The organism is Brevundimonas sp. P7753 (assembly GCF_013386595.1).
Classification (GTDB): Bacteria; Pseudomonadota; Alphaproteobacteria; order Caulobacterales; family Caulobacteraceae; genus Brevundimonas; species Brevundimonas bullata.
The window spans coordinates 1-23,154 of record NZ_JACARP010000025.1; the positions used below are offsets into that span (position 1 = coordinate 1).

A 23,154-nucleotide genomic window follows, 5' to 3' on the forward strand; every position below is an offset into this window, starting at 1 on the left:
CAGCCGCTCGCCCTCGGGCGTCAGCGACACCTGCCGCACGCCGCGCACGAACAGGGCCCGGTCCAGCCTCTGTTCCAGGTCGCGGATGCGCCAGCTGACCGCCGCCTGGCTCATGCCCAGGGCTTCGGCGGCGCGGGTGAAGCTGAGCAGCCGCGCGGCGGTTTCGAACACCCTCAGGGCGTCGACGGGAATGCGGGAAAGGACGTCAACCATAAGCAAGCCTTATGCATGAGCCCCATCGTCTCGTTTGTGAACGCCCCGCGTCAACTGCATACTCTGGCTTCAAGAAAGGAGGACGACCGATGGACTACATTTACAGCACCCATAAGGAACCCGCGTGGGGTTGGATCGGCGCCCTGCTGGACGCACGCAAAGCTTCTACGCCCGCAGCGACCAAGCCCGTCGCGGCGCCCGCGCCGAGGCTGCGCTCCCGCCGCGCCGCCTGCTGACCCGCTGACCCCGCCGCCGCGACAAGGCGTCGCGGTCGGCCCCTCCGTCGTCGGAACGGTTTGCGCCGCTCCGGCGACGTTGGCCATAAGAGCCGCTTCATCGACACCGAGGGGGCTCCGACCGATGCGCCGCACCAAGAATTTCCCGACCTTCGCCGCCGCCGCCGCTCTGGCCGCTGTCAGCCTGAGCGTCGCCCTGCCCGCCGAGGCGCAATCCCGTCGCGCGACGACCAGCGCCGAAGCCCCCGCCGCCCTGACGCCCCGCGCCGCCCCGGCCGTGCAGCGCGCCGTGACCTTCGCCGCTATGCCGAGCCAGGCCTCGGGCGCCCTGGTCCTGCCCCTGGGCGCCGAGGGCGATCTGGCGACGCGCGGCGCCGCCCTCAGCCCCGCCGTGCGCGAGGCCGTGGCCGCCGCCCTGACCGCCGCCCGCTTCGACTACAAGGCGCGCCAGACGCTCAGCCTGCACGGCGTCGGCGGCTGGGACCGCATCCTGGTCGTCGGCCTGCCCGGGGACGCCAAGCCCGCGGACGTCCAGGCCGCCGGAACCGTCGCCGGTCGCGCTCTGATCGCCCAGCCGGGCGCGATGACCGCCCTGACCAGCGGTCTGTCCGCCGACAGCGCCGCCGAACTGGCGACCGGCCTCGGCCTTGGCCAGTACCGCTCGGACCTGCACCGGACCACGGGCCGCGACGCCGCAGCGCCGGGCGGGATCACCCTCGTCGCCGACGACGCCTCGGCCGCTCAGGCCGCCTGGCGGCGCGGCGCGGCCCTGGTCGAGGCCATGGCCTGGACCCGCGACGTCTCCAACGAACCCGCCAACGTGGTCTATCCCGAGAGCTTCGTGGAGCGCGCCCGCGCCGCCTTCGCCGGCGTGCCCGGCGTCGAGATCGAGGTGCTGCACGTGCCCGCCATGCAGCGCCTCGGCATGGGCTCGCTGCTGGGTGTCGGCCAGGGCTCCGCGCGCCCGCCGCGCCTGCTGGTGGTGCGCTATCGCGGTCAGGGCGCCCCGGACGCTGGCCCCGTCGCCCTTCTGGGCAAGGGCATCACCTTCGATTCCGGTGGCATCTCGATTAAGCCGGGCGCCAACATGGGCAATATGAAGATGGACATGTCGGGCGCCGCCAGCGTCGTCGGCGCCGTCCTGGCCCTGGCCAAGGCGGGCGCCCCGGTCGATGTGGCCGCGGTCGCGGCCCTGGCCGAAAACATGCCCGACGCCAACGCCATCCGGCCCGGCGACGTCCTGACCGCCATGAACGGCAAGACCATCGAAGTCATCTCCACCGACGCCGAGGGGCGTCTGGTCCTGGCCGACGCCGTGGTCTGGGCTGACACCCGCCTGGACCCCGCCGCCATCGTCGATGTCGCCACCCTGACCGGCTCGGTCGGCGGCGCCCTGGGCAATGACTACGCCGGCCTGTTCAGCCGCCACGACGCCCTGGCCGAGCAGCTGAAGACAGCGGGCGACGCGACCGGCGAGCGTCTGTGGCGTCTGCCGCTGCACCCCTCCTACGTCGCCGCGACCAGCAGCCCCATCGCCGACATCAAGAACTCGGGCGAGGGCGGCGCGGGCGCAGGCACCGGCGCCCACTTCATCGGCTATTTCGCCCGGCCCGAGACGCCCTGGGCCCATCTGGACATCGCCAACATGGCCTACGGCGCCGCCAGCGACGTCAAGCCGGCCGGCTCTGCGGGCTTCAGCGTCCGACTGCTGGAACGCTTCGTGCGCGACTTCCAGCCGGTGGCGAAAGAAAAGGGGACCGGCGGCTTCTAAGCCCCGCTAATCGACGGCGACGATCTCGACCGACTGGCCCGCCACGGTCGCCTCGTCGCCGACCCGCCTGCCCATCAGGGCGCGGGCCAGGGGCGAGACGTGGCTGACTGAGCCTTTCGCGGGATCGGCCTCGTCCTCGCCGACGATGCGCCAGGTCTGGGTGCGCCCGTCCTCGCGCTCGATGGTGACTGAGCCGCCGAAGCGCACCCGACCGTCCGGCTTGGTCTCCAGCAGCTGGGCCGAAGCCCGTCGCGCCGACCAGTAGCGCAGGTCGCGCGTGGCCCGCGCCATGGCCGTGCGATCCGCCTCGATCGAGCCCTTGGCCTGGGCCGCCGAATAGGCCGCCCGCGCCGAGGCCAGCTCAGCCTCGATCATCGCCATCCCCTCGGGTGTGACATGGTTCGGATGGGGCGAGATCGGGCGGTCCACCAGGTCGGCGGCCGTGGCTTCCAGATCTTCTTCTCGGGTGAAGGCGACGCTCATGATGACACAGCGTATGCCGTTCGCGGACGTTCCGGTCTAGAAGAGCCGATGACCGACGCTTCCTCCTCCGCCCCTTCCACCGTCACCGTGATCGGGGCCGGCCCCGCCGGGTTGATGGCCGCCGAACGCCTGGCCTCGACGGGCCTGCGCGTCACGGTGCATGAGCGGATGCCGTCCGTCGGCCGCAAGCTCCTGATGGCCGGGCGCGGCGGACTGAACCTGACCCATTCCGAGCCGCCGGCGCCCTTCCTCGACCGCTACGACGCACCGGCCCGTGAGCGGGTCGCCGAATGGCTGAAGCCCTTTTCGCCCGCCGACCTGACCGCCTGGGCCGAGGGCCTGGGACAGGAAACCTTCGTCGGTTCCTCGGGCCGCGTCTTCCCCCGGGCGATGAAGGCCTCGCCCCTGCTGCGGGCCTGGCTGGCTCGGCTGGAGAGCCTGGGCGTCGAGATCCGCACCCGCTCACGCTGGACCGGCTGGAAGGGCGGCGCCCTCAGCTTCGACACGCCCGAGGGCGAACGGACCGAGCGCCCCGACGCCGTCGTGCTGGCGCTGGGCGGGGCCAGCTGGGCCAGGCTGGGCTCCGACGCGGCCTGGATGCCCTGGCTGGAGGAAGCGGGCGTCGCCGTCGCCCCCTTCCGCCCCTCCAACGTCGGCTTCGACGTGGCCTGGTCGCCCCTGCTGCGCGAGCGCTTCGCCGGTCAGCCGATCAAGGGAATCGCCCTGACCCACGCCGGGCGCACCGTGCGCGGCGAGGCCATGATCGCTGCCTATGGCCTCGAGGGCGGCGGCGTCTATGCCCTGTCGGCGGGCCTGCGCGACGCCATTGAGCGCGACGGTTCCGCCGAGCTGACCCTGGACCTGCGGCCCGACCTCAGCCGCCCTGCCCTGACCCAGAAACTGCTGAAGCCGCGCGGCAAGGAGAGCCTGTCCAACTGGCTGCGCAAGATCGTCCACCTCGACCCCGCCGCTATCGCCCTGCTGCGCGAAGGCGGCCCCCTGCCGACCGAACCCGGTCCGCTGGCGGCGCGCATCAAGGGCGTGACCTTGACCCTGACCGGGGTTCAGGGCCTGTCCCGCGCCATCTCCTCCGCCGGCGGCGTCACGCTGGACGCCGTGGACGACCGCCTGATGCTCAAGGCCAAACCCGGCGTCTTCGTCGCCGGCGAGATGCTGGACTGGGAGGCCACGACCGGCGGCTACCTGCTGCAGGCCGCCTTCGCGTCAGGCGTCGTGGCGGCGCAGGGCGTGACGGACTGGCTCCAGACGCGCTAGACCTTGCCCATGACCGACCTGCCTGAAATCCACGGCCTCTGCCCGTCCCGCTTCAACGCCGTAAAGGACGCCTTCGCCGCCAACTTCGTCGATGCGCCCGAGGGGCTGAACGAACTGGCCGCGCGCTTCTCCGTGGTCATCGACGGCGAGGTCGCGCTGGACCTGTGGGCCGGGTCCGCCGATCTGGCGGGGAAGCAGCCCTTCGCCGAGGATACGCTGGTTCCGGTCTTCTCGACCGGCAAGGCGGTGATGGCCCTGATGATCGCGCGCTGCGTCGACCGGGGTCTGCTGTCCTATGAAGACCGGGTGGCCGACCACTGGCCGGCCTTCGGCGCGGCGGGCAAGGCGGCCCTGACCGTCGGCCAGTTGATGAGCCATCAGTCGGGCTTGCCGGGCTTTTCCGACGGGGTCGAGCCGGCCATCTGGTTCGACCGACAGGCTGTTCTGGACCGGCTGGCGGCCCAGACGCCGCTGTGGGCGCCGGGCACCGCGTCAGGATACCACCCGATCACCATCGGCTATCTGGCGGGCGAGCTGTTCCGCATCGTCGACGGGCGCAGCATGGGCGCGGCCCTGCGCGAGGACTTCGCCGCCCCCTTCGACCTCGACCTGTGGATCGGCCTGCCCGAGGCTGAGCACAGTCGGGTGGCCCAGCTGCGCAAACCGGCCGCCGCGCCCGACCTGGGCCCCATCGACGCGATCAAGAAGGCCGCCTTCCTCGACCGGGGCTCGGCGCCGGGTGGGCGGGGCTCGACCGAGTGGCGGATGACGGAGATCCCTTCGGCCAACCTGCACGGCACGGCGAAGGACCTGGCGCGAATGATGTCCATCATCGCCACGGGCGGCGCCCTGGACGGTCGGGTGATGCTGTCGCAGGAGACCCTGACCGAGGCGACCCGTGAACGCATTCACGGCCAAGACAAGGTCCTGCCCTATGTCATGAGCTGGGCGGCGGGCTTCACACGCAACCAGGGACTGAACGTCTTCGGACCCAACCCGCAGGCGGTCGGCCATTGCGGCTGGGGCGGGTCGATGGCCTTCGCCGATCCTGAAGCGCGCGTCTCGGCGGCCTATGTCATGACCCGTCAGTCGCCGCACCTGATCGGCGACCCGCGCGCCCTGCGCCTGGTCGAGGCCCTCTACTCAAGCCTCTAGCCGAGGGCGGCGCCCATCGTCAGCGCCCGGTCGAGCCGAAGCCGCCGGCGCCGCGCGCCGTCTCGTCGAGAGCCTCGACCTCGGCCATCACCGCCTGGGCGTAGGGCGCAATCACCATCTGGGCGATGCGTTCGCCGCGCCGGATCTCGAAGGCGACCCGGCCGTGGTTGATCAGGATGACCCCGACCTCGCCGCGATAGTCGCTGTCGATGGTGCCGGGCGAATTCAGGCAGGTGACGCCGTGCTTCAGCGCCAGACCCGAGCGGGGCCGCACCTGGGCCTCATAGCCCGGCTCCAGCGCGATCTTCAGCCCGGTCGGGATCAGCTTGCGCTCTCCGGGCGCCAGCACGATCGGCTCGAACTCGGCCACGGCGGCGCGCAGGTCCATCCCCGCCGATCCCGTCGTCTCATAGGCGGGCAGGGCCAGGCCCTCGGCGTGGGGCAGGCGTTCGACGCGGACGGTGGTCATGGGGAAGTCTCTCAGGCCTTAAAATGATCGGCGATGCGCTGGGCGATCTTGCGCGCCACATCGGTCTTGGACTGGCGCGGCCAGGGCTCGGCGCCGTCACGGGTGAACAGGGTCACGGCGTTGCCGTCGGAACCGAACACCTCGTCGGACACGTCGTTGCCGACGATCCAGTCGCAGCCCTTGCGCGACAGCTTGGCCCGGGCGTTGGCCTCCAGATCGCTGGTTTCGGCGGCGAAGCCGACCACAAGTTTCGGGCGCCGAGGTCCGGGGGCCGAGACCCCCGCCAGAATGTCGGGGTTCTCGATCAGGGCCAGCGACGGCGGCCCGCCCGGCTTCTTCTTGATCTTGCCGGAGGCGATGCCGTCCACGCGCCAGTCGGCCACGGCGGCGCTCATCACGGCGATGTCGGCTGGAAGCGCCGCCTCGACGGCGGCCTTCATCTCGGTCGCGGCCTCGACCCAGACGCGGGTGACGCCGACCGGCACGTCCAACGCCACGGGGCCGGAGATAAGCGTCACCTCGGCGCCCAGTTCCGCCAGGGCGGCGGCGACGGCATAGCCCTGCTTGCCGCTGGAGCGATTGGTCAGGCCGCGCACCGGGTCGATGGGCTCAAAGGTCGGCCCGGCGGTGACGACGGCGGTCTTGCCGGTCAGCGGGCGCCCATCGGGCCCGGCCAGCAGGCGGGCGATCTCGTTGAAGATGGCGGCGGGCTCGGCCATGCGTCCCGGCCCGAACTCGCCGCAGGCCATCTCGCCCTCATCCGGTCCGACCACGGCCACGCCGTGGAAGCCGTCAAAGCCCTTCAGCCGCTCGACATTGGCCTGAACCGCCGGGTGCAGCCACATGCGCACGTTCATGGCCGGGGCCAGCAGCACCTTCTTGTCGGTGGCCAGAAGCGTGGTCGAGGCCAGGTCGTCGGCCATCCCGTTCGCCGCCTTGGCGATCAGGCCCGCGGTGGCCGGCGCCACCACCACCAGGTCGGCCCAGCGCGACAGCTCGATATGGCCCATGGCCGTCTCGTCTTCCGGCATGAACAGGTCCTGCCGCACCGGATGGCCGGTCAGGGCCGCCAGCGACATGGGGGTGACGAACTCGGCCCCGGCCTTGGTCAGCAGGCTCATCACCTCGGCCCCGGCCTTTTTCAGCAGGCGCGTCAGCTCCAGCGCCTTGTAGGCGGCGATGCCGCCGCCGACGATCAGCAGGACCTTGCGGCCGGATAGCGAGGATGCGGTCATGGGGAATCTCTAGCGGGGCCGCATGACGGCGTCGAGACAAAGCCGTGGCGAACCAATGTGCCGAAGCAGAACATTGCCAGAACAAAAATCCTATGCCTAACTGCGTTCGGCGGGTTTTTTAGGGAGGGTGACCCATGCGCATTCAAACAATGGCGGGCGTCTTGGCGGCGCTGGTGCTGGCCGGTTGCGACAGCGGCGGCTCGGCGGTCGAGACGCGGGATCGGGCGACGGCTGACCCGGTCGCCCTGATTTCGGCGGCGGCGCCCGAGAGCGAGATGGAGGTCGCACCCCAAGCCAAGCCCCCGGTCACGGCCAATCGGCGCGAAACCGCCGACGCCAAGGTTCAACGCCTGTTTGAGCGCAACGGCGCAGCCTTCGGGGCCAAGTCCGCCGACGACTATCTGACGAAGGTGCGGGCCTTCACCGAGGCCACGCCCAAGGGGACCGAGACGGTCAAGCGCCCCAACGGCGACACCCTCTACTATCAGGCCTCGACCAACACCTTCGCCGTGGTGGACCGCAACGGCGTGCCCCGCACCATGTTCAAGCCCGACGACGGCCCCACCTACTGGGCCCAGCAAAAGGAGCGCGCCCCGACCTTCGGCCAGCGCCGCTCAGGCGCGCGTGCGGCGGAGTAGGTTGAGCGGCCTCTAGATGACGGAAGCGGACCCGCCGAATGTCTGGCAAGGGTGGAAAGCGGACCTAGGCTTGACTGGCCTGGCTAGCGATCTTCGCATCTAGTTCCTCCAACTCGCGCTGAAGGTCCGCCTCATTGTCCTGCGTAGCGGGATGGCGGCCGTTGCGGCACTCGTAAAGCAGGTGCGCCACATGCTCCCGGTCGAGCCTAAGGTTTTCTAGCGTGTCCATGCCTAAGAGGTCGTGTCCATCAGGTTTCTGAGGCGTCTAACTTCAGCGATCAGAGCTGGAATATCCGATCGGGCGGCGGCAATAAAATCTTGATCGGCAGACGAGGCCCCTAACAACTCGATGTCGTCGCCTCTTCCTTCGGCGCTTCTCGTCTCAATGAAGCTTGAGCCTGCCGTATGGTCGCGACCTTCGATCCATGATGTCCAAGGTCCGGGAGACGCAGCATCTACCCGCGCCTCGATCTGCCGCAAATCATCTTCGTCCATCGGTGTATCCCGTTCGGCCGCTAAGCCTTCGCATAGCAGACGTTGACGGGGTCTTCGATGGGTCGTGAAGCGAAGTTCGCTTGAGGGTAGAGAGCGGAACTAGAAGGCAGTCTGTCGGGCTCGAGGCTAACTAGGGTCAGTACGCGTAGCTAGTCTTTGACGGGCTCACCCGCCGCGCCAGCAGTCTTTGGCCAGTCGAAAAGGATGCGTAGCACAGCCTCGAGACCCGGAGATGTCTCGCACTCCAAGGTCAGGTGTCGTCGCGACCCGTCAGCTGTGACTTCTAGAGTGATCAAAGGCTCGTCTATGCAGTCCCAGTCTCTTCGGGGCTGCGGCCTCGCATAGAGTGCAGAATCCGCAACGGCGGCGTCCAGGGCCAGCGAATCTTCCCGCGACAGCCTGACGCGTAAGGTTCGGCCGCTTGTGTAAACACGACGCTCAATCGTCCAGCGCGAGGCGCCTCTCGTGGCGGTGGCGCCCTGCGGAAAACCCAACGGATCTCCGATCTCGGCCTTAAGTCGGTAGGTTTGCGGTGACGTGGCGCAGCCCGCGACAAGAAGGGCGACTGCGCTAGGCGCAACGGCTGTTCCAAACTGGCGCGCCCATCTGACGAAAGCCGGCTTTCTGAGCATGACGAGACTTGCCATCCGGTAGGCAGGGCGCACCAGCGCCACTGGATCACGAGGAAACTCAATTTGTGAAAGGACGGCAAGAGGTCGGGATCGGAAATGGGCGCTCTGCGGGGCGATCCGAGTGCGAGCCATATTCTTTTCGCCGACGCCGTCAACCTAGCCACAGCGGGCGTTTGCCCCGTGAAACCCCCATCGAACGCGCCGAGGTTCAGCGCGCGGCTATGATGCGCTCTGATCTTTGACAGAGTCTGGCGTTGGCAAGGAGAGGTCGAGCGGTTCGGCGAAGAGCGCCCGACATTCGCTCCGGCCCTATTGCACCAATTGCACTGTTTTTTTCGCGCCATGGTGCAATCGAACGGGTCCTGGCGTCATCCGCCACCCCCCCCGGCGTCATCCTCGGGGCAAACCCGAGGATGACGCCGGCCTATGGGCAGGGCGCACGGCCCGGCGCCCTTCGCCTCAGGCGGCGTCGAAGCTCAGCGGCGCGCCCCAGAAGCGGGCGATCAGGTCGGACTGCGGGCCGGGCGTGCCGGTGGTCAGGAAGTCGCGACGCGCCGACGAGCCGAGGTCGTATTCGGGATGGCGCGCGAAATAGCGTTCCAGCGAGTCGGCCACGGCGGTCGGCTGGCTGATCACCTGGACCCCGGCGGGCAGGGCGGCGGCGAACAGGTCGGCCACGATCTCATAGTGGGTGCAGCCCAGGATGGCCTTGTCCGGGTGACGGCCGATGCGGCGGCGCAGGGCGTCGACGTGGTCGTCGACCACCACCTTCAGCTCTTCAGCCGGGGCGCCCAGTTCGATCAGGCCGGCCAGGCCGGGGCAGGCCTCGGTGAAGACCGCCAGGTCCTCGCGGCGCTTGTCGATCTCGATCTCATAGACCCGGCTCATGGCCGTGGCGGCGGTGCAGAAGACGCCGGTGATGTCGATCGCCTCCTTCTTCTGGCCCTCGTTGCGGCCGTTGCGCTCGGCCTCATAGGACCAGGGCAGGCCGGTGGCCGCCTCGATGGTCGGGACGATGATGCCCAGGACGTTGACCGGGCGGCCCAGCTTTTCGCGCATCCCCGGAATCCAGGTCTGCTGCAGCCGGCGCAGCGCGATGGCCGAGGCCGTGTTGCAGGCCAGGACCACGACCGAGGCGCCCGCTTCGAACAGCCGCTCGCACCCGGCGCGCGTCAGGGCGACGATGTCCTCGCCGCCGCGCCCGCCATAGGGGGCGTGCCCCTGGTCGCCCAGATAGATGAAGTCCCGCGTCGGAAAGCGGGCCACGAGTTCGCGGTGGACCGTCAGTCCGCCCACGCCGGAGTCAAAAACGCCTATCGCCATGACGCGGCCTTTAGACCCGTGGGGTTCCGTCGTCCAATGGTTAGGATTACATCGACGCATACGACGGTCCGGGCGAGCACGCCGGGGGAAGTCCGAAACAGCTATGGTTGGGAGACCTGGATGCACAGACGCCATCTTCTCATCGGAGGCGCGAGCCTCTTCGCCCTGACGGGCTGCGCCTCCGCCGGCGCCCTGGAGAACGGAATGACCGGATCGGCCACGGCCCTCTCGACCGCCGACGAAGCCCGCCTCGCCCGCGCCGTCCTGCCGACGACCGCGCCGCGCGCCGAGCTGCTGCAGCCGTGGACCGGCCCCTATGAGGGCGTGCCCCCCTGGGACAAGGTGACGGCGCCCAAGATGCGCGAAGCCATCCTGGAAGGCATCGAGTTGCAACGCGCCGACGTGGCCGCGATCGCTGACAACCCCGACGCTCCGACCTTCGCCAACACCCTGGTGGCCATGGAACTGGTCGGCGAGCCGCTGGACCGCGCCATGAACGTGTTCAGCGTCATGACCTCGAACATCGGCGGCGAGCAGTGGGACGTTCTGGAAACCGAGCTGTCGCCGATCCTGTCGGCCGCCTCGGACGAGATCACCTTCAACGAGAAGCTGTTCGCCCGCATCAAGGCCGTGGCCGACGGCGCCGACGCGGCGGGCCTGAACGCCCAGCAGAAGCGTCTGGCCGAGCGCAGCCGCGACAGCTTCATCCGCAACGGCGCCGCCCTGGACGCCGCCGGCAAGGCCGAGCTGGGCCGCATCAACACCGCCCTGTCGAACGCCTTCACTGGCTTCGGTCAGAAGGTCGTGGCCGACGAGAACACCTGGACCGTCATCACCAACGAGGCCGGCCTGAAGGGTCTGCCTGAGTCCAACAAGGCCGCCGCCGCCGCCGCTGCGCGTTCGCGCAACGTCCAGGGCTGGGCCATCGTCAACACCCGCTCCAGCGTCGATCCCTTCCTGACCTTCGCCGACGACCGCGCCCTGCGCGAGCAGGTGTGGAAGAAGTTCGTCAAGCGCGGCGACAACGGCGACGCCAACGACACCAAGTCGACCATCGCCCAGATCGTCGCCCTGCGTCAGCAGCGCGCCAAGCTGCTCGGCTTCGGCAACCATGCCGAATGGCGGATGCAGGACACCATGGCCAAGACCCCGGCCGCGGCGATGGAGCTGATGCAGCGCGTCTGGACCCCGGCCAAGGCCCGCGTGGCCGAAGAGGTCGCCGACATGAAGGCGATCGCCGGTTACGACATCGAGCCCTGGGACTACCTCTACTTCGCCGAGAAGGTCCGCAAGGCCAAGTACGACCTCGATCAGAACGAGCTGAAGCCCTACTTCGAGCTGCACGCCGTCCGTGCAGCCTCCTTCTACATGGCCGAGCGCCTGTACGGCTTCGTATTCAAGCCTCTGGCCAAGGGCACGGTCTCGACCTTCGAGCCGGACGTGACCACCTATGAGGTCACAGACAAGGCCACCGGCAAGCTGATCGGTCTGTATTACGCCGACGACTTCGCCCGTCCGGGCAAACGTTCGGGCGCCTGGATGACCACCTATCGGTCCTTCTCGACCCTGACCGGCGCCAAGCCGATCCTGGCCTCGAACAACAACAACTTCGTCAAGGCCGAGGCCGGTCAGCCCCTGCTGATCTCGCTCGACGACGCCGAGACCCTGTTCCACGAGTTCGGCCACGCCCTGCACTACTTCTCGTCGGTGGTGACCTATCCGTCGTTCGGCAACACGCCGCGCGACTTCGTGGAATATCCGTCGCAGGTGCACGAGCACTGGGTGCTGAGCCGCCCGATCCTCGACGGCTACATGAAGCACGTCGAGACCAAGCAGCCGATGCCGCAGGCGCTGGTGGACAAGATCGAGGCCTCCTCGACCTTCAACCAGGGCTACGCCACCGTCAGCTACCTGTCCTCGGCCCTGGTCGACATGGACCTGCATACGCAGGCGACGCCGCCGACCGACATCGCGGCGTTCGAGAAGGCCTCGCTGGACCGTCTGGGCATGCCCAAGGAGATCGTGATGCGGCACCGCCTGCCGCAGTTCAACCACCTCTTCACCTCGGACGCCTACTCGGCCGGCTACTACTCCTACCTCTGGTCGGAAGTGATGGACGCCGACACCTGGGCCTACTTCGAGGAGTCTGGCGACGTCTTCAACCCGGAGATCGGCGGCCGCTTCAAGTCGATCATCCTGGCGCCGGGCAACACCACGGACCGCGGCGACGCCTATCGCCAGTTCCGCGGCCGCAACCCGGACGTGGCGGCCCTGCTGAAGGTGCGCGGCTTCCCCACTTCCTGAGGGGGCCTATCGCCCTTCGGGCTACTTGAGGCCCGTTAGGCGCTAAAGTTGAAGAGGGCTCGGTGGAGTAGTCCGCTGGGCCCTTTTCTTTGGCCGTCATCGTCGCGCAAACCGCGCCGTCACCCCGGACGACCCGTAGGGGCGATCCGGGGCCCAGGCGCTTGATCGGGCAGGGCGCGACAGGATTCGGCGCCTGGGTTCCGGGTTCGCTGCGCGCCCCGGAATGACGGCGAGGAAGAGCCTTGTCGGCAGCCCATTCTGTTTCCGGCTGAGGTGGCGTAAGCCTTGGCCGTTCGAATGAAGGAGTGCCCATGAGCGTCGTCGCCTCCTATATCTACAAGGACGGCAAGCGGGTTCGCGAGGCGCCGCTGACGGACGAGGGGCTGCGGCTCCAGCCCGGCGAATACCTGTGGATCGGTCTGTACGAGCCGACGAGCGAGGAGTTCGAGGCCCTGGTGCGGCGCTTTCATCTGCACCCCCTGGCGGTCGAGGATGCGCTGGCGGCGCATCAGATGCCCAAGATCGAGGTCTATGGCGGCGAGCTCTTCATCGTCGCCCGCACGGCGCAAAAGGCCGACGACGCCATCTGGTACGGCGAGACCCACGTCTTCGTCGGACCCCGCTACGTCATCACCATCCGCCACGGCTCGGCCCGCGCCCATACCCAGCTGCGCGCCCAGCTGGAGGCCTCGCCGCTGCAGCTGAAGCACGGCGCCGACTTCATCCTGCACGGGGTGCTGGACTTCATCGTCGACGCCTATGTCCCCATCGTCGACGATATCGAGGACAGCGTCCTGGAGATGGAGCAGCGGGCGCTGGACAGCTTCCTGTCCCGCGCCGACATCAAGCGCCTGTTCCAGCTGCGCCGCGAACTGCTGAAGTTCAGCCGCGTGCTCGGCCCGATGGAGGAGGTGGCCAACAAGCTGCAGTCGCTGGACCTGCCTTGCATCGACCGCGAGGTCCGCCCCTATTTCCGCGACGTGGCCGACCATGTCCGCCGCGTCTCCAGCCGGGCGGCCAGCTTGCGCGACATTCTGGCCTCGGTGTTCGAGGTCTCCAACCTGCTGGAGCAGCAGCGTCAGGGCGTCATCACCCGCAAGCTGGCCGCCTGGGCCGCCATCCTGGCCACCCCCACGGCGGTGGCCGGCATCTACGGCATGAATTTCGAGCACATGCCGGAGCTGCGCTGGACCTATGGCTATCCGGCGGTGATGGGGCTGATCTTCGCCATCTGCCTAGGCCTCTACATCACCTTCAAGCGCACCAAGTGGTTGTGATCAGCCGCTGTTTCTGAGGCCCGCCGCCACGCCGTTGATGGCCAGAAGGATGCCGTTCCTGACGCGCGGGTCGTCGTCGCGGGCGCGGCGTCGGCGGATCAGCTCGATCTGCACATGGTTCAGCGGCTCGACATAGGGCATCCGCTGACGGATCAGGCGGTCCAGCTCGGGCTGGCCGCCCAGCAGGTCGTCGTGGCCGGTGATCGACAGGACGGCGTCGCGGGTCCGGTCCCACTCCGCGCGGATGGCGCCGTAGATGCGCTCGGCCAGGGCCGCGTCGGGGACCAGCTTGGCGTAGCGCCGGGCGATGGCCATGTCGGCCTTGGCCATCACCATCTCCATGTTCTGGACCACGGTGCGGAAGAAGGGCCAGGCGGCGGCCATGTCGCGCAGTTCGTCGGGGTCCTCGCCCTGAACCGCCGAGCCGAAGCCGTACCAACCCGGCAGCATGACCCGCGACTGCGACCAGCTGAACACCCAGGGAATGGCGCGCAGGTCCTCGATGGCGGTGGAGGTCGAGCGCGAGGCCGGGCGCGAGCCGATCTTCAGGTCGGCGATCTCGGCGATAGGGGTGGCGGCGCGGAAATAGTCGACGAAGCCGGGCGTCTCATAGACCAGGGCGCGATAGGCCTTCATCGAGGCCGCCGACAGGCGCGCCGCCGTGGCGCCGTGCTGGGCGCTGTAGCCGCCGTCGGTCTGAGGCCCCAGCGAGGCCAGCAGGGTCCCGCAGGTCAGGGCGTCCAGGTTCCTCTGCGCAACCTCGGGCTCGCCGTACTTGTTGGCGATGACCTCGCCCTGTTCGGTGACGCGGATGCGGCCGGCCACCGTCCCCGCCGGTTGCCCCAGAACCGCTGAGAAGCTGGACCCGCCGCCGCGCCCCACGGCGCCGCCGCGTCCGTGGAAGAGCTGCAGACGGACCCCCGCCGCGCGGGTCACTTCCAGCAGGGCGCGCGAGGCCTCGTGCAGTTCCCAGCCGGAGGTCAGGTAGGAGCCGTCCTTGTTGCTATCGGAATAGCCGATCATGACCTCCTGCACCCCGCGCGCGGTCGCCACGGCGCGGGCGGACGGCTCGGCCAGCACCCGCTCCAGCGTCGGCTGCGAGGCGCGCAGGTCCTCGATGGTCTCGAACAGGGGCGCGGCCTGGATGGGGCAGGCGGCGGGGTCGGCCGGGTCGTAGAGGCCGACCTCCTTCAGCAACAGATAGACCTCCAGCATGTCGGACGCGGCGTCGGTCTTGGACACGATGTGGGTGCGGATGGCCTGGGGGCCGAAGGCGGTCAGGGCGCTCGCCGCCGCTTGCAGGATGGCGCGCTCCTTCAGGGTCTCGGGCGCATAGTCGGCATAGGGCGAGAACAGCGGGCGGGGATTGGCCAGTTCGCGCGCCAGCAGGGTCAGACGGGCCTCTTCGTCCAGCGCCGCATAGTCGGGACAGACGCCCGCGACCTTCAGCAGGTCGGCCACGACCCGCTCGTGCACATCCGAGTTCTGGCGCAGGTCCAGGGTCGCCATGTGGAAGCCGAAGATGTCCGCCGCCGTGATCAGCCGGGCCAGCCGGTCGTCGGCGAAGACGGCGCCGTGGGTGCGGATCAGGCTGTCGTGCAGCACGGCCAGGTCAGCGCGGAAGGCGTCGGGGCCGTCATAGGCCGGGGCCTCGAACTGGGCGGGCAGGGGGGCGGGACCGCCGGTCAGGGCCAGATGGGTGGCCGACAGGCGGGCGTAGATCTGGCTCAGCGCGCGGCGATAGGGCTCGTCCGCGCGCTGGATCGAGGCGTCGCCCGAGCTGTCGGCCAGAGCGGCCAGTTCGGGGGTGACGGTGGTCAGGTCGGCGGACAGGCTGAGCTCTTCGCCCAGAGCATTGGCCTCTTCCAGATAGAAGCGCAGCACGGCGCGCGACTGGGTGCGGAAGGCGGCGGCCAGAACCGTGGCGTCGACATTGGGATTGCCGTCGCGGTCGCCGCCGACCCAGGTGCCGATGCGCAGGAAGGGCGGCAGGTCGGGCGTGTCCAGAAGCGTGCGCCATTCGGCCAGCTGAGCCGGGGCGACGTGCAGGAAGATGCGCTGCAGCCAGTCGGTGACGGTATTGATCTCGTCCTGCACCACCAGGCCTGAGGCCCGCGTCAGCCGCGTGGCCCACAGGATGACGATCTGACGCCGCAGTGCCGCCTTCAGCGTGGTCGGCGAACAGGCGATCCCGTCGCGGTCGCAGCCGTCCAGCAGGGCGCCGACCGCGCCGATGCGGTCGATGACGCTCTTGCGCCGCACCTCGGACGGGTGGGCGGTCAGGACCGGCGAGATCAGGGCGGTGGACAGCAGGTCGCGCACCGCCGCCCGGTCTACCCCCGCCGTATCCAGCCGCTTCAGCGCGCCCTCGGGCGTGTCGGCGCGTTCGCCGGCCTCGGCCTGTTCCCGCGCGCGGCGCTTGCCCGCCCGATCCTCGGCGACATTGGCCAGCAGGGAGAAGGCGGCGAAGCCGTGGGTCAGGCCGATGGCCTGATCCAGCGACAGGTCTTTGAGCAGGGCTTCCAGTTCGGCGGCGTCGTGCGAGGCCGGGTCGCGGTGATAGGCCACCGAGGCCTGACGCACCGCCTCGATCCGGTCATAGAGTTCCTGGCCGCCCTCTTCACGGATTACCTCGCCGAGCAGGGCGCCCAGCAGGCGAACCTCATCGCGCAGTCGATCGTCGGCGGCCTGGATCATCGCATTGTCCTTCAGCGGGGAGGCTGGGAGCGGAACCGTATCAGCGGAATCCGAACCGCCTAGTCCCCAAGGTCAACGCTGAAACCCTTTGTGTGGTTGTCGGGGCGCCGAAGCGGGAGTCGACATTTGCTTGTGAATGCTCCATAAGTCCGCGCTTCCGGCGCAATTGAACCTGCGCCTCCTCCGGTACGACAGCTTTCTTGGTCGTGCTACCGCGCTGAGCGCTACTTGAGCACAGCCCATTCGGGCTCAAGTAGGCCGACCGGCCGATAGCCCCAAAAGGAAAGAACGAGCCCGGCGAGGACCCTCTGCCGACGTGATCGTCGCCAGAGGCCGTTTCTCTATGGAGGTCAGGGTTCGCGCATGAAAGGTTTTGAATGTTCGAGGCTCTGAACGAGCGACTGACAGGCGTATTCGACCGGATCACCGGCCGCGGCGCCCTGTCCGAAAAGGATGTCGAGGAAGCGCTGCGCGAAGTCCGCGTCGCTCTGCTCGAGGCCGACGTCGCCCTGCCGGTGGTCAAGGACTTCATCAGCCGCGCGAAGGAACAGGCGACGGGCGAAGAGGTCATCCGTTCGGTCAAGCCGGCCGATCAGGTGGTCAAGATCGTCTATGACGGCCTGGTCGAGATGCTGGGCGGCGAAGAGCCGACCCCGATCAACATCAATGCGACGCCGCCCGCCGTCATCCTGATGGCCGGCCTGCAGGGCTCGGGCAAGACCACGACCTCGGCCAAGCTGGCCCTGCGTCTGACCAAGTTCGACAAGAAGAAGGTCATGATGGCCTCGCTGGACACGCGTCGTCCGGCGGCCATGGAGCAGCTGGCGACCCTGGGTCAGCAGATCGAGGTCGCGACCCTGCCCATCGTGACGGGCCAGTCGGCGGTCGAGATCGCCAAGCGCGCGCTGCAATCCGCCAAGCTCCAGGGCTTCGACGTCCTGATCCTCGACACCGCCGGCCGCATCACCCTGGACGAGGCCCTGATGGCCGAGGTGGCCGAGGTCGCCCGCGTCGCCAATCCGGTCGAGACCCTGCTGGTCGCCGACAGCCTGACGGGTCAGGACGCGGTCCGCACCGCCGCCGCCTTCCACGAACGTCTGCCGCTGACCGGCCTGGTGCTGACCCGCGCCGACGGCGACGGTCGCGGCGGCGCCATGCTGTCGATGCGCGCCGTCACCGGCCTGCCGATCAAGTATCTGGGCGCCGGCGAAAAGGTCGACGCCCTCGACGTCTTCGACGCCCGCCGCGTCGCCGGCCGCATCCTGGGTCAGGGCGACATTGTCGCCCTGGTCGAAAAGGCCGCTGGCGAGCTGGACCAGGCCAAGGCCGAGAAGATGGCCCGCAAGCTGGCCAAGGGTCAGTTCGATCTGGACGACCTGGCCGCCCAGCTGCAGCAGATGAAGAAGATGGGCGGGCTTCAGGGCATCATGGGCATGCTGCCCGGCGTGGCCAAGCTGAAGGCCCAGATGGCCGACAGCAACGTCAACGACAAGATGATCGCCCGTCAGGAAGCCATCATCAGCTCCATGACCAAGGCCGAGCGCAAGAAGCCCGACCTGCTCAACGCCAGCCGCAAGAAGCGCGTCGCCGCCGGCGCCGGGGTTGAGGTCCAGGACATCAACCGCCTGCTGAAACAGCACCGGCAGATGGCCGACATGGTCAAGTCCCTGTCCAAGGGCGGCGGCAAGAACCTGCAGAAGATGGCCGCCATGATGGGCGGTCTCGGCGGAGGCGGCGGCGGAATGCCCGGCCTTCCCGGCATGGGGGGCGGCCCCGACATGGCCCGCCTCAAGGCCCTGGGCGGCGGCAAGATGGCCGAACCCAGCGCCGACGAAATGAAAGCCATTCAGGACCGGCTCGCCGGACTGGGCGGCGGACAACTTCCGGGGGGCCTTCCGGGCCTGCCGGGCTTCCCGAAAAAGAACTGATTTCGACCTTCTAGAAAGAGACTGAAAATGCTGAAGATTCGTCTGGCCCGCGGCGGCGCCAAGAAGCGCCCCTACTACTACATCGTCGTTGCTGACAGCCACGCTCCCCGCGACGGCAAGTTCCTGGAGCGCGTGGGTTCGTATAACCCGATGCTCTCCAAGGACAGCGCCACGCCGCGCGTCGTCCTGAAGGCCGACCGTATCTCGGAATGGCTGGCCAAGGGCGCCCAGCCGACCGACCGCGTCGCGCGCTTCATCAGCCAGTCGCAAGACGAAGTTCTGGTCGGCAAGGTCAAGTGGACCCAGTCGAACAACCCGAACAAGGGCGCTCCGGGCAAGAAGGCCCAGGAACGCGCCGCCGAGCGCGCCCAGCGCGAAGCCGACCGTCTGGAAGCGGAAGCCGCCGCGAAGGTCGAAGCTGCTGAAGCCGCCGCTCGCGCCAAGGAAGAAGCTGCTGCCGCTGCTGAAGCCGCCAAGAACGCTCCGGCTGTTGAAGAAGCTCCGGTTGAAGCTGCTGCTGAAGAAGCCGCCGCTGAAGCTCCGGCTGAAGCCGCTGCTGAAGCGACCGAAGAAAAGGCTGAAGGCTAAACCCTTCGGCTTCCCGGTTTCGGCCGGGATGCAAAATGAAAAGCAGCGTCCGATCCCGGGCGCTGCTTTTCTGTTATCTGGCGCTTGGAATTGAGAAACGGAGCCTGTCGATGAGCGACGACAACAAGATGATCCTCGTCGGCCAGGTCGGCGGCGCCTTCGGCGTAAAGGGCGAGGTGCGGATCACCGCCTTCACCGCTGAGCCCATGGCCCTGATGGATTATCAGCCCCTGCTGAAGGCCGACGGTACGCCCGCCCTGACCCTGCTCTCGGCGCGGCCCGACAAGGCGGGCGTGGTGGCCAAGGTCAAGGAGATCGCCACGAAGGAAGAGGCCGACGCCGCGCGTGGACAAAAACTGTTCGTGCCGCGCGACCGCCTGCCCGAGCCCGAGGAAGACGAGTTCTACCTGACCGATCTCGTGGGCATGGAAGCCCGCGACCTCGACGACACGGCGGTCGGCACGGTCAAGTCGGTGCAGAATTTCGGCGCCTCGGACATGCTGGAGATCGCGCCCAGGGAGGGCGGTCCGACCTGGTATCTGCCCTTCACGCGCGAGGCGGCGCCGGACCTGCGCATCGCCGAGGGCTGGCTGCGCATCGTGCGCCCGACCGAGGTGGACGAGCGCGACGAGGCCTGATCGACCGCCACCGACGCAGTGGCTATTGCGAGGGGCGGTCAGGCTTCCAACATGGAAGCTTCAACCCGCCCGGAGCGCCCCATGGCCGACCTGTCCGCCTTTCCGATCACCCGCCAGTATCCGCCGGCCCATCCCGACCGGCTGCAGCTCTACTCCCTGCCGACGCCCAATGGCGTGAAGGTCTCCATCCTGCTGGAGGAGCTGGGTCTGGCCTATGAGCCGCATCTGGTGGACATCGGCCAGAACGAGACCTGGACGCCCGACTATCTGTCGCTGAATCCCAACGGCAAGATCCCCGCCATCATCGACCCCGACGGTCCCGGCGGAAAGCCGCTGCCCCTGTTCGAGTCCGGCGCCATCCTGGTCTATCTGGCCGAGAAGACGGGGCGCTTCCTGCCTGCCGATCCGGCGGCGCGTTACGAGACCCTCCAGTGGGTCTTCTTCCAGATGGCGGCGATTGGCCCGATGTTCGGCCAGGTCGGCTTCTTCCACAAGTTCGCCGGGCGGGAGTTCGAGGACAAGCGCCCGCGCGACCGCTACGTCGCGGAATCCCGCCGTCTGCTGGGGGTTCTGGAAGGGCGGCTAGAGGGCCGGGACTGGATCATGGGCCAGGACTACACCATCGCCGACATCGCCAGCCTGGGCTGGGTGCGCAACCTGATCGGTTTCTACGAGGCGGGCGATCTGGTCGGTTTCGCCGACTTCCCGCGCGTCGCCGCCTGGCTGGAGCGGGGTCTGGCGCGACCGGCGGTGCAGCGCGGTCTGAACATTCCGGCGCGGCCTTAAGAGAGGGTGGCGGGGGCGGGCTCTACGCCGCGCCCCCGCTGAACTCAGACTTCTTCGGTCGGGGCGTCGCCGACGTGCTTCTTGATCGACTCGATGGCGCGCTTGGCGCCCGACTTGTCGGAGTAGCCCTCGGTCGAGAAAATGATCTCGGAATTGTATTTGAACCGGACGCGGAACTCGCCGGCCTTGTCCTGATAGACTTCGAACTTGTGCGCCATGATCGCCTCGCTCAGACGGCCGCCAGTCGGCCGGGCGTCAGGCTCTCACAGTCACGCTGGGGACGGAAGCCCGCGAAATGTAAAACCGGGTCAGGCCGGATCAGGCGCGCGGCTTGATCCAGCGCCGCGCCGCCAGGGCCAGGAAGCCGACCGCCAGCCCCCAGAAGGCCGAGCCGACCCCGAACAGAGCCACGCCCGACGCCGTGGCGGCAAAGGTCAGCACCGCCGCCTCGCGATCCTCGGCCACGCTCATCATGGCGCTCAGCGACCCGGTCAGCGGCGCGATCAGGGCCAGGCCGGTGATGACGGCCAGGGCGCCGGTCGGCATGGCGATGAACAGGCCCGCCAGAGGCGCGGCGAACAGGGCGACGACCAGATAGATCAGCCCATAGAGGACGCCGACGACCCAGCGGCGCTCGGGGTCAGGGTGGGCCTCGGGGCCGGTGCAAAGGGCGGCGGTGATGGCGGCCAGGTTGACGCCGTGGGCGCCGAAGGGGGCGAGGATCGTGCTGGTCATTCCGCCCCAGAAGATCAGCTTTCCGGCGGGCGGAGCGTATCCTGCGGCCCGCAGCACCACCAGACCGGGCAGGTTCTGCGAGGCCAGCGTCACCAGATAGAGCGGCAGGGCCAGGCTGATCGCCGCCTTCCAGTCAAAGCCGGGCATGACCGGCGACAGCTCGCCGAACAGGCCGGTTCCGGCGGGCAGGCCGACCTGGCCGCGCAGCGCCAGAACTGCAAAGGCCGCGACCAGAACGGCGGGCAGGGCCCAGGCGGCGGCGACCCTTCGCATGATCAGGAAAACGGCCAGCAGGCCCGCCGCCAGCGCCATGTCGGCGGGGAAGACCAGAAACAGCTTCAGGCAGAAGGGCAGCAGCACCCCCGCCAGCATGGCTGAGGCGATGGCGGCGGGAATACGCTCGGCCAGCCGCCCCAGGGCTGGAACCAGGCCGGTCAGCACCATCAGCAACCCGGCGATGACGAAGGCGCCGACGGCGGTCGACCACCCCAGGCCCAGCGTCGAGGCCGCCAGCAAGGCCGCGCCCGGCGTCGACCAGGCCAGAACCACCGGCATCTTCAGCCGCCAGCTCAGCACCGCGCCCGGCAGGCCTATGCCGAGGCACAGCGCCGTGACCATGGAGATGATCTGGGCGGGCGAGGCGCCCAGCGTCTGACCGGCCTGAACGATCAGGGCGACCGTGCCGCCGAAACCGACGACCATCGCCACGGCGGCGGCGGAGAAGCTGGCGGGAGGGGGCAGACGGAACGGGCTCATGCGGTCAAGCTAGGCCATAGGACAAGGCGCCGAAAAGCAAAAAGGGCCGCCGGTTCGCCCGGCGGCCCTCTATGTGCGGCATAACCCGGTCGGGTTCAGCCCTCCATGTCGTCCGGCAGGCCGACGGCGTGGAAGCCGGCGTCGACGTGGACGACTTCGCCCGTGGTCGAGCGGCCCAGGTCCGAGCACAGCCACAGGGCGGCGCCGGCGACGCCTTCCATCGAGGTCTCTTCCTTGATCAGCGAGAACTGCGCCGACTTGGAGTGCAGGCCGCGCCCGCCCGAGATGCCGGCCAGGCTAAGGGTGCGCATGGCGCCCGCCGAGATGGCGTTGACGCGGATGTTCTTCGGACCCAGGTCGCGCGCGATGTAGCGGGTCGCGGCTTCCAGAGCGGCCTTGGCCACGCCCATGGTGTTGTAGTTGGGGATGACCCGCTCGGACCCGAGGTAGGTCAGGGTGATCATCGAGCCGCCGTTGGGCATCAGTTTCGCCGAACGCTTGGCCACGTCGACGAAGCTGAAGGCCGAGATATTCATGGCCAGCAGGAAGCTGTCGCGGGTGGTGTTGTCGACGAAGGAGCCCTTCAGCTCGTCCTTGTTGGCGAAGGCCACCGAGTGAACGACGAAGTCGATCGTGCCGAACTCTTTTTCCAGCTCTTCAAACGCCTTGTCCATCGAGGCGTCGTCGGTGACGTCGGCCTGGATCAGCAGCTTGGCGCCGACGCTTTCGGCCAGGGGGCGCACGCGGCGCTCAAGGCCTTCGCCGAGGTAGGTGAAGGCCAGCTCGGCGCCCTGGGCGGCCAGCTGCGAGGCGATGCCCCAGGCGATGGAACTGGAGTTCGCGACCCCCATGATCAGGCCCTTCTTGCCCTTCATCAGGTCGCCGGTGGGCATATCCCAGCCTTCGCTCGTCGCCATGGGTTCGTCTCCGTATCTAGAACTTGAACCGCCTTTTGGACGCGTGGCGGGCGGGTGACAAGTCGCGGCGCCGCTGGCGTTCGGCGCGAGCCTGCTTAAGTTGAAAGACGATGAGCCTTGATCCGCACAGTTCAGACGCCGCGCAGCCTGGTCCGGTCTTCTTTGATCGTCAGGAACTGGGGCTGGTCCTGCGGGTCTATGGCCGGATGGTCGCCGCTGGCGAATGGCGCGACTACGCCATGATCGGCCACAAGGAGGTGGCCGAGTTCGCCGTCTTCCGCCGCTCGGGCGACGCGCCTCTGTATCGGATCGAAAAGCGCCCGGCCCTGCGTCTTAAACAGGGCCAGTGGGCCGTGATCGGCGAGGGCGGCCATGTGCTGAAGCGCGGCCGCGACCTGGCCCAGGTGCTGCGGGTGTTCGACAGCCGCAAGTTCAGCGTGGTGGAATGACCCGATCCGTCATCCCGGAAGCGGCGAAGCCGCTATCCGGGACCGCGAGAAGCGCTGACGGCGGCGTTTTGGGCGGTCCCGGCTCTCCGCCTTCGGCTTCGGCCGGGATGACGAGGTAATGAAAAAGGCCCCCGGCGTTTCCATCAGGGGCCTT

The 23,154-nt window shown here is 68.5% G+C and carries 21 protein-coding genes; 11 read left to right on the forward strand and 10 right to left on the reverse strand.

The window, feature by feature from the left end; genetic code table 11:
* A partial coding sequence (locus tag HX774_RS05985) for a LysR family transcriptional regulator (RefSeq protein ID WP_178825152.1) occupies positions 1-213 on the reverse strand: 213 nt, incomplete at its 3' end.
* A gap of 360 nt (positions 214-573) precedes the next feature.
* Between HX774_RS05985 and HX774_RS05990 the strand changes: the two genes are divergently transcribed.
* Positions 574-2,220 carry a leucyl aminopeptidase gene (locus HX774_RS05990; RefSeq protein ID WP_178825154.1) on the forward strand — a complete coding sequence of 549 codons (1,647 nt, stop codon included), beginning with the start codon at positions 574-576 and terminating at the stop codon, positions 2,218-2,220.
* 6 nt (positions 2,221-2,226) lie between these two features.
* Here the strand turns inward: HX774_RS05990 and greA are convergent, their stop codons facing one another.
* Positions 2,227-2,703 (reverse strand): transcription elongation factor GreA, encoded by a 477-nt coding sequence (gene greA / locus HX774_RS05995; protein ID WP_114817124.1) that lies wholly within the window; start codon positions 2,701-2,703, stop codon positions 2,227-2,229.
* Between the two features lie 48 nt (positions 2,704-2,751).
* Here greA and HX774_RS06000 point away from each other — a divergent pair, with 48 nt between their 5' ends.
* Positions 2,752-3,978, forward strand: coding sequence for a TIGR03862 family flavoprotein (locus HX774_RS06000; RefSeq protein ID WP_178825156.1), 1,227 nt, complete (start codon positions 2,752-2,754; stop codon positions 3,976-3,978).
* A gap of 9 nt (positions 3,979-3,987) precedes the next feature.
* Positions 3,988-5,133 (forward strand): serine hydrolase domain-containing protein, encoded by a 1,146-nt coding sequence (locus tag HX774_RS06005; protein WP_178825158.1) that lies wholly within the window; start codon positions 3,988-3,990, stop codon positions 5,131-5,133.
* A gap of 19 nt (positions 5,134-5,152) precedes the next feature.
* Here HX774_RS06005 and dut read toward each other — a convergent pair whose 3' ends face one another.
* Complete coding sequence (gene dut / locus HX774_RS06010) at positions 5,153-5,602, reverse strand: dUTP diphosphatase (RefSeq protein WP_178825161.1); 450 nt, start codon at positions 5,600-5,602, stop codon at positions 5,153-5,155.
* Positions 5,603-5,613: 11 nt separating this feature from the next.
* Positions 5,614-6,837, reverse strand: a complete 1,224-nt coding sequence (gene coaBC, locus HX774_RS06015) for a bifunctional phosphopantothenoylcysteine decarboxylase/phosphopantothenate--cysteine ligase CoaBC (RefSeq protein WP_178825163.1) — start codon at positions 6,835-6,837, stop codon at positions 5,614-5,616.
* 134 nt (positions 6,838-6,971) lie between these two features.
* On the opposite strand from coaBC, the gene HX774_RS06020 reads away from it, so the two are divergent.
* On the forward strand, positions 6,972-7,475 hold the full coding sequence (locus tag HX774_RS06020) for an S-type pyocin family protein (protein ID WP_178825165.1): 504 nt from the start codon (positions 6,972-6,974) through the stop codon (positions 7,473-7,475).
* 231 nt (positions 7,476-7,706) lie between these two features.
* On the opposite strand, the gene HX774_RS06025 is transcribed toward HX774_RS06020, so the two are convergent.
* Both HX774_RS06025 and HX774_RS06030 read right to left on the reverse strand, forming a co-directional pair.
* Complete coding sequence (locus HX774_RS06025) at positions 7,707-7,970, reverse strand: hypothetical protein (protein ID WP_178825167.1); 264 nt, start codon at positions 7,968-7,970, stop codon at positions 7,707-7,709.
* A 1,091-nt stretch (positions 7,971-9,061) separates the two neighbouring features.
* On the reverse strand, positions 9,062-9,925 hold the full coding sequence (locus tag HX774_RS06030) for a glutamate racemase (RefSeq protein WP_114817130.1): 864 nt from the start codon (positions 9,923-9,925) through the stop codon (positions 9,062-9,064).
* Positions 9,926-10,045: 120 nt separating this feature from the next.
* Between HX774_RS06030 and HX774_RS06035 the strand changes: the two genes are divergently transcribed.
* Complete coding sequence (locus HX774_RS06035) at positions 10,046-12,229, forward strand: M3 family metallopeptidase (protein ID WP_178825169.1); 2,184 nt, start codon at positions 10,046-10,048, stop codon at positions 12,227-12,229.
* Positions 12,230-12,540: 311 nt separating this feature from the next.
* A complete protein-coding gene (corA, locus tag HX774_RS06040; protein ID WP_114817132.1) occupies positions 12,541-13,506 on the forward strand; it encodes a magnesium/cobalt transporter CorA in 966 nt (321 codons plus the stop codon).
* Here corA and ppc read toward each other — a convergent pair whose 3' ends face one another.
* Positions 13,507-16,203: a phosphoenolpyruvate carboxylase gene (ppc, locus tag HX774_RS06045; protein WP_178825171.1), complete on the reverse strand. Its 2,697-nt coding sequence runs from the start codon at positions 16,201-16,203 to the stop codon at positions 13,507-13,509.
* Between the two features lie 377 nt (positions 16,204-16,580).
* On the opposite strand from ppc, the gene ffh reads away from it, so the two are divergent.
* The 4 genes from ffh to HX774_RS06065 all read left to right on the forward strand — a co-directional run bounded on the left by ffh (position 16,581) and on the right by HX774_RS06065 (position 20,143).
* Entirely contained in the window at positions 16,581-18,131 is a 1,551-nt protein-coding gene (gene ffh, locus HX774_RS06050) for a signal recognition particle protein (protein ID WP_178825173.1), read from the forward strand.
* Positions 18,132-18,158: 27 nt separating this feature from the next.
* Positions 18,159-18,719, forward strand: coding sequence for a 30S ribosomal protein S16 (gene rpsP / locus HX774_RS06055; RefSeq protein ID WP_114817135.1), 561 nt, complete (start codon positions 18,159-18,161; stop codon positions 18,717-18,719).
* A gap of 104 nt (positions 18,720-18,823) precedes the next feature.
* The gene (gene rimM, locus HX774_RS06060) at positions 18,824-19,357 is read left to right on the forward strand and encodes a ribosome maturation factor RimM (protein WP_370523355.1); all 534 of its coding nucleotides are present in this window, start codon (positions 18,824-18,826) and stop codon (positions 19,355-19,357) included.
* An 81-nt stretch (positions 19,358-19,438) separates the two neighbouring features.
* The gene (locus HX774_RS06065; RefSeq protein ID WP_178825177.1) at positions 19,439-20,143 is read left to right on the forward strand and encodes a glutathione S-transferase N-terminal domain-containing protein; all 705 of its coding nucleotides are present in this window, start codon (positions 19,439-19,441) and stop codon (positions 20,141-20,143) included.
* 44 nt (positions 20,144-20,187) lie between these two features.
* On the opposite strand, the gene HX774_RS06070 is transcribed toward HX774_RS06065, so the two are convergent.
* The 3 genes from HX774_RS06070 to HX774_RS06080 all read right to left on the reverse strand — a co-directional run bounded on the left by HX774_RS06070 (position 20,188) and on the right by HX774_RS06080 (position 22,527).
* Positions 20,188-20,361, reverse strand: a complete 174-nt coding sequence (locus HX774_RS06070) for a DUF1508 domain-containing protein (protein ID WP_114817138.1) — start codon at positions 20,359-20,361, stop codon at positions 20,188-20,190.
* Between the two features lie 100 nt (positions 20,362-20,461).
* Entirely contained in the window at positions 20,462-21,634 is a 1,173-nt protein-coding gene (locus HX774_RS06075) for a benzoate/H(+) symporter BenE family transporter (protein WP_178825179.1), read from the reverse strand.
* 95 nt (positions 21,635-21,729) lie between these two features.
* Entirely contained in the window at positions 21,730-22,527 is a 798-nt protein-coding gene (locus HX774_RS06080) for an enoyl-ACP reductase (RefSeq protein WP_162790687.1), read from the reverse strand.
* 134 nt (positions 22,528-22,661) lie between these two features.
* Here HX774_RS06080 and HX774_RS06085 point away from each other — a divergent pair, with 134 nt between their 5' ends.
* Entirely contained in the window at positions 22,662-23,000 is a 339-nt protein-coding gene (locus tag HX774_RS06085; protein ID WP_178825181.1) for a DUF2794 domain-containing protein, read from the forward strand.
* Positions 23,001-23,154 lie beyond the last annotated feature (154 nt).

Coding starts and splice junctions, on each gene's coding strand:
- ffh (WP_178825173.1), top strand. CDS start 16,581: ATGTTCGAGGCTCTGAACGAGCGACTGACAGGCGTATTCGACCGGATC.
- HX774_RS06030 (WP_114817130.1), bottom strand. CDS start 9,925: ATGGCGATAGGCGTTTTTGACTCCGGCGTGGGCGGACTGACGGTCCAC.
- HX774_RS06025 (WP_178825167.1), bottom strand. CDS start 7,970: ATGGACGAAGATGATTTGCGGCAGATCGAGGCGCGGGTAGATGCTGCG.
- HX774_RS06075 (WP_178825179.1), bottom strand. CDS start 21,634: ATGAGCCCGTTCCGTCTGCCCCCTCCCGCCAGCTTCTCCGCCGCCGCC.
- HX774_RS06000 (WP_178825156.1), top strand. CDS start 2,752: ATGACCGACGCTTCCTCCTCCGCCCCTTCCACCGTCACCGTGATCGGG.
- rpsP (WP_114817135.1), top strand. CDS start 18,159: ATGCTGAAGATTCGTCTGGCCCGCGGCGGCGCCAAGAAGCGCCCCTAC.
- HX774_RS05990 (WP_178825154.1), top strand. CDS start 574: ATGCGCCGCACCAAGAATTTCCCGACCTTCGCCGCCGCCGCCGCTCTG.
- HX774_RS06005 (WP_178825158.1), top strand. CDS start 3,988: ATGACCGACCTGCCTGAAATCCACGGCCTCTGCCCGTCCCGCTTCAAC.
- ppc (WP_178825171.1), bottom strand. CDS start 16,203: ATGATCCAGGCCGCCGACGATCGACTGCGCGATGAGGTTCGCCTGCTG.
- HX774_RS06020 (WP_178825165.1), top strand. CDS start 6,972: ATGCGCATTCAAACAATGGCGGGCGTCTTGGCGGCGCTGGTGCTGGCC.
- HX774_RS06085 (WP_178825181.1), top strand. CDS start 22,662: ATGAGCCTTGATCCGCACAGTTCAGACGCCGCGCAGCCTGGTCCGGTC.
- dut (WP_178825161.1), bottom strand. CDS start 5,602: ATGACCACCGTCCGCGTCGAACGCCTGCCCCACGCCGAGGGCCTGGCC.
- HX774_RS06065 (WP_178825177.1), top strand. CDS start 19,439: ATGGCCGACCTGTCCGCCTTTCCGATCACCCGCCAGTATCCGCCGGCC.
- corA (WP_114817132.1), top strand. CDS start 12,541: ATGAGCGTCGTCGCCTCCTATATCTACAAGGACGGCAAGCGGGTTCGC.
- HX774_RS06035 (WP_178825169.1), top strand. CDS start 10,046: ATGCACAGACGCCATCTTCTCATCGGAGGCGCGAGCCTCTTCGCCCTG.
- greA (WP_114817124.1), bottom strand. CDS start 2,703: ATGAGCGTCGCCTTCACCCGAGAAGAAGATCTGGAAGCCACGGCCGCC.
- coaBC (WP_178825163.1), bottom strand. CDS start 6,837: ATGACCGCATCCTCGCTATCCGGCCGCAAGGTCCTGCTGATCGTCGGC.
- HX774_RS06080 (WP_162790687.1), bottom strand. CDS start 22,527: ATGCCCACCGGCGACCTGATGAAGGGCAAGAAGGGCCTGATCATGGGG.
- HX774_RS06070 (WP_114817138.1), bottom strand. CDS start 20,361: ATGGCGCACAAGTTCGAAGTCTATCAGGACAAGGCCGGCGAGTTCCGC.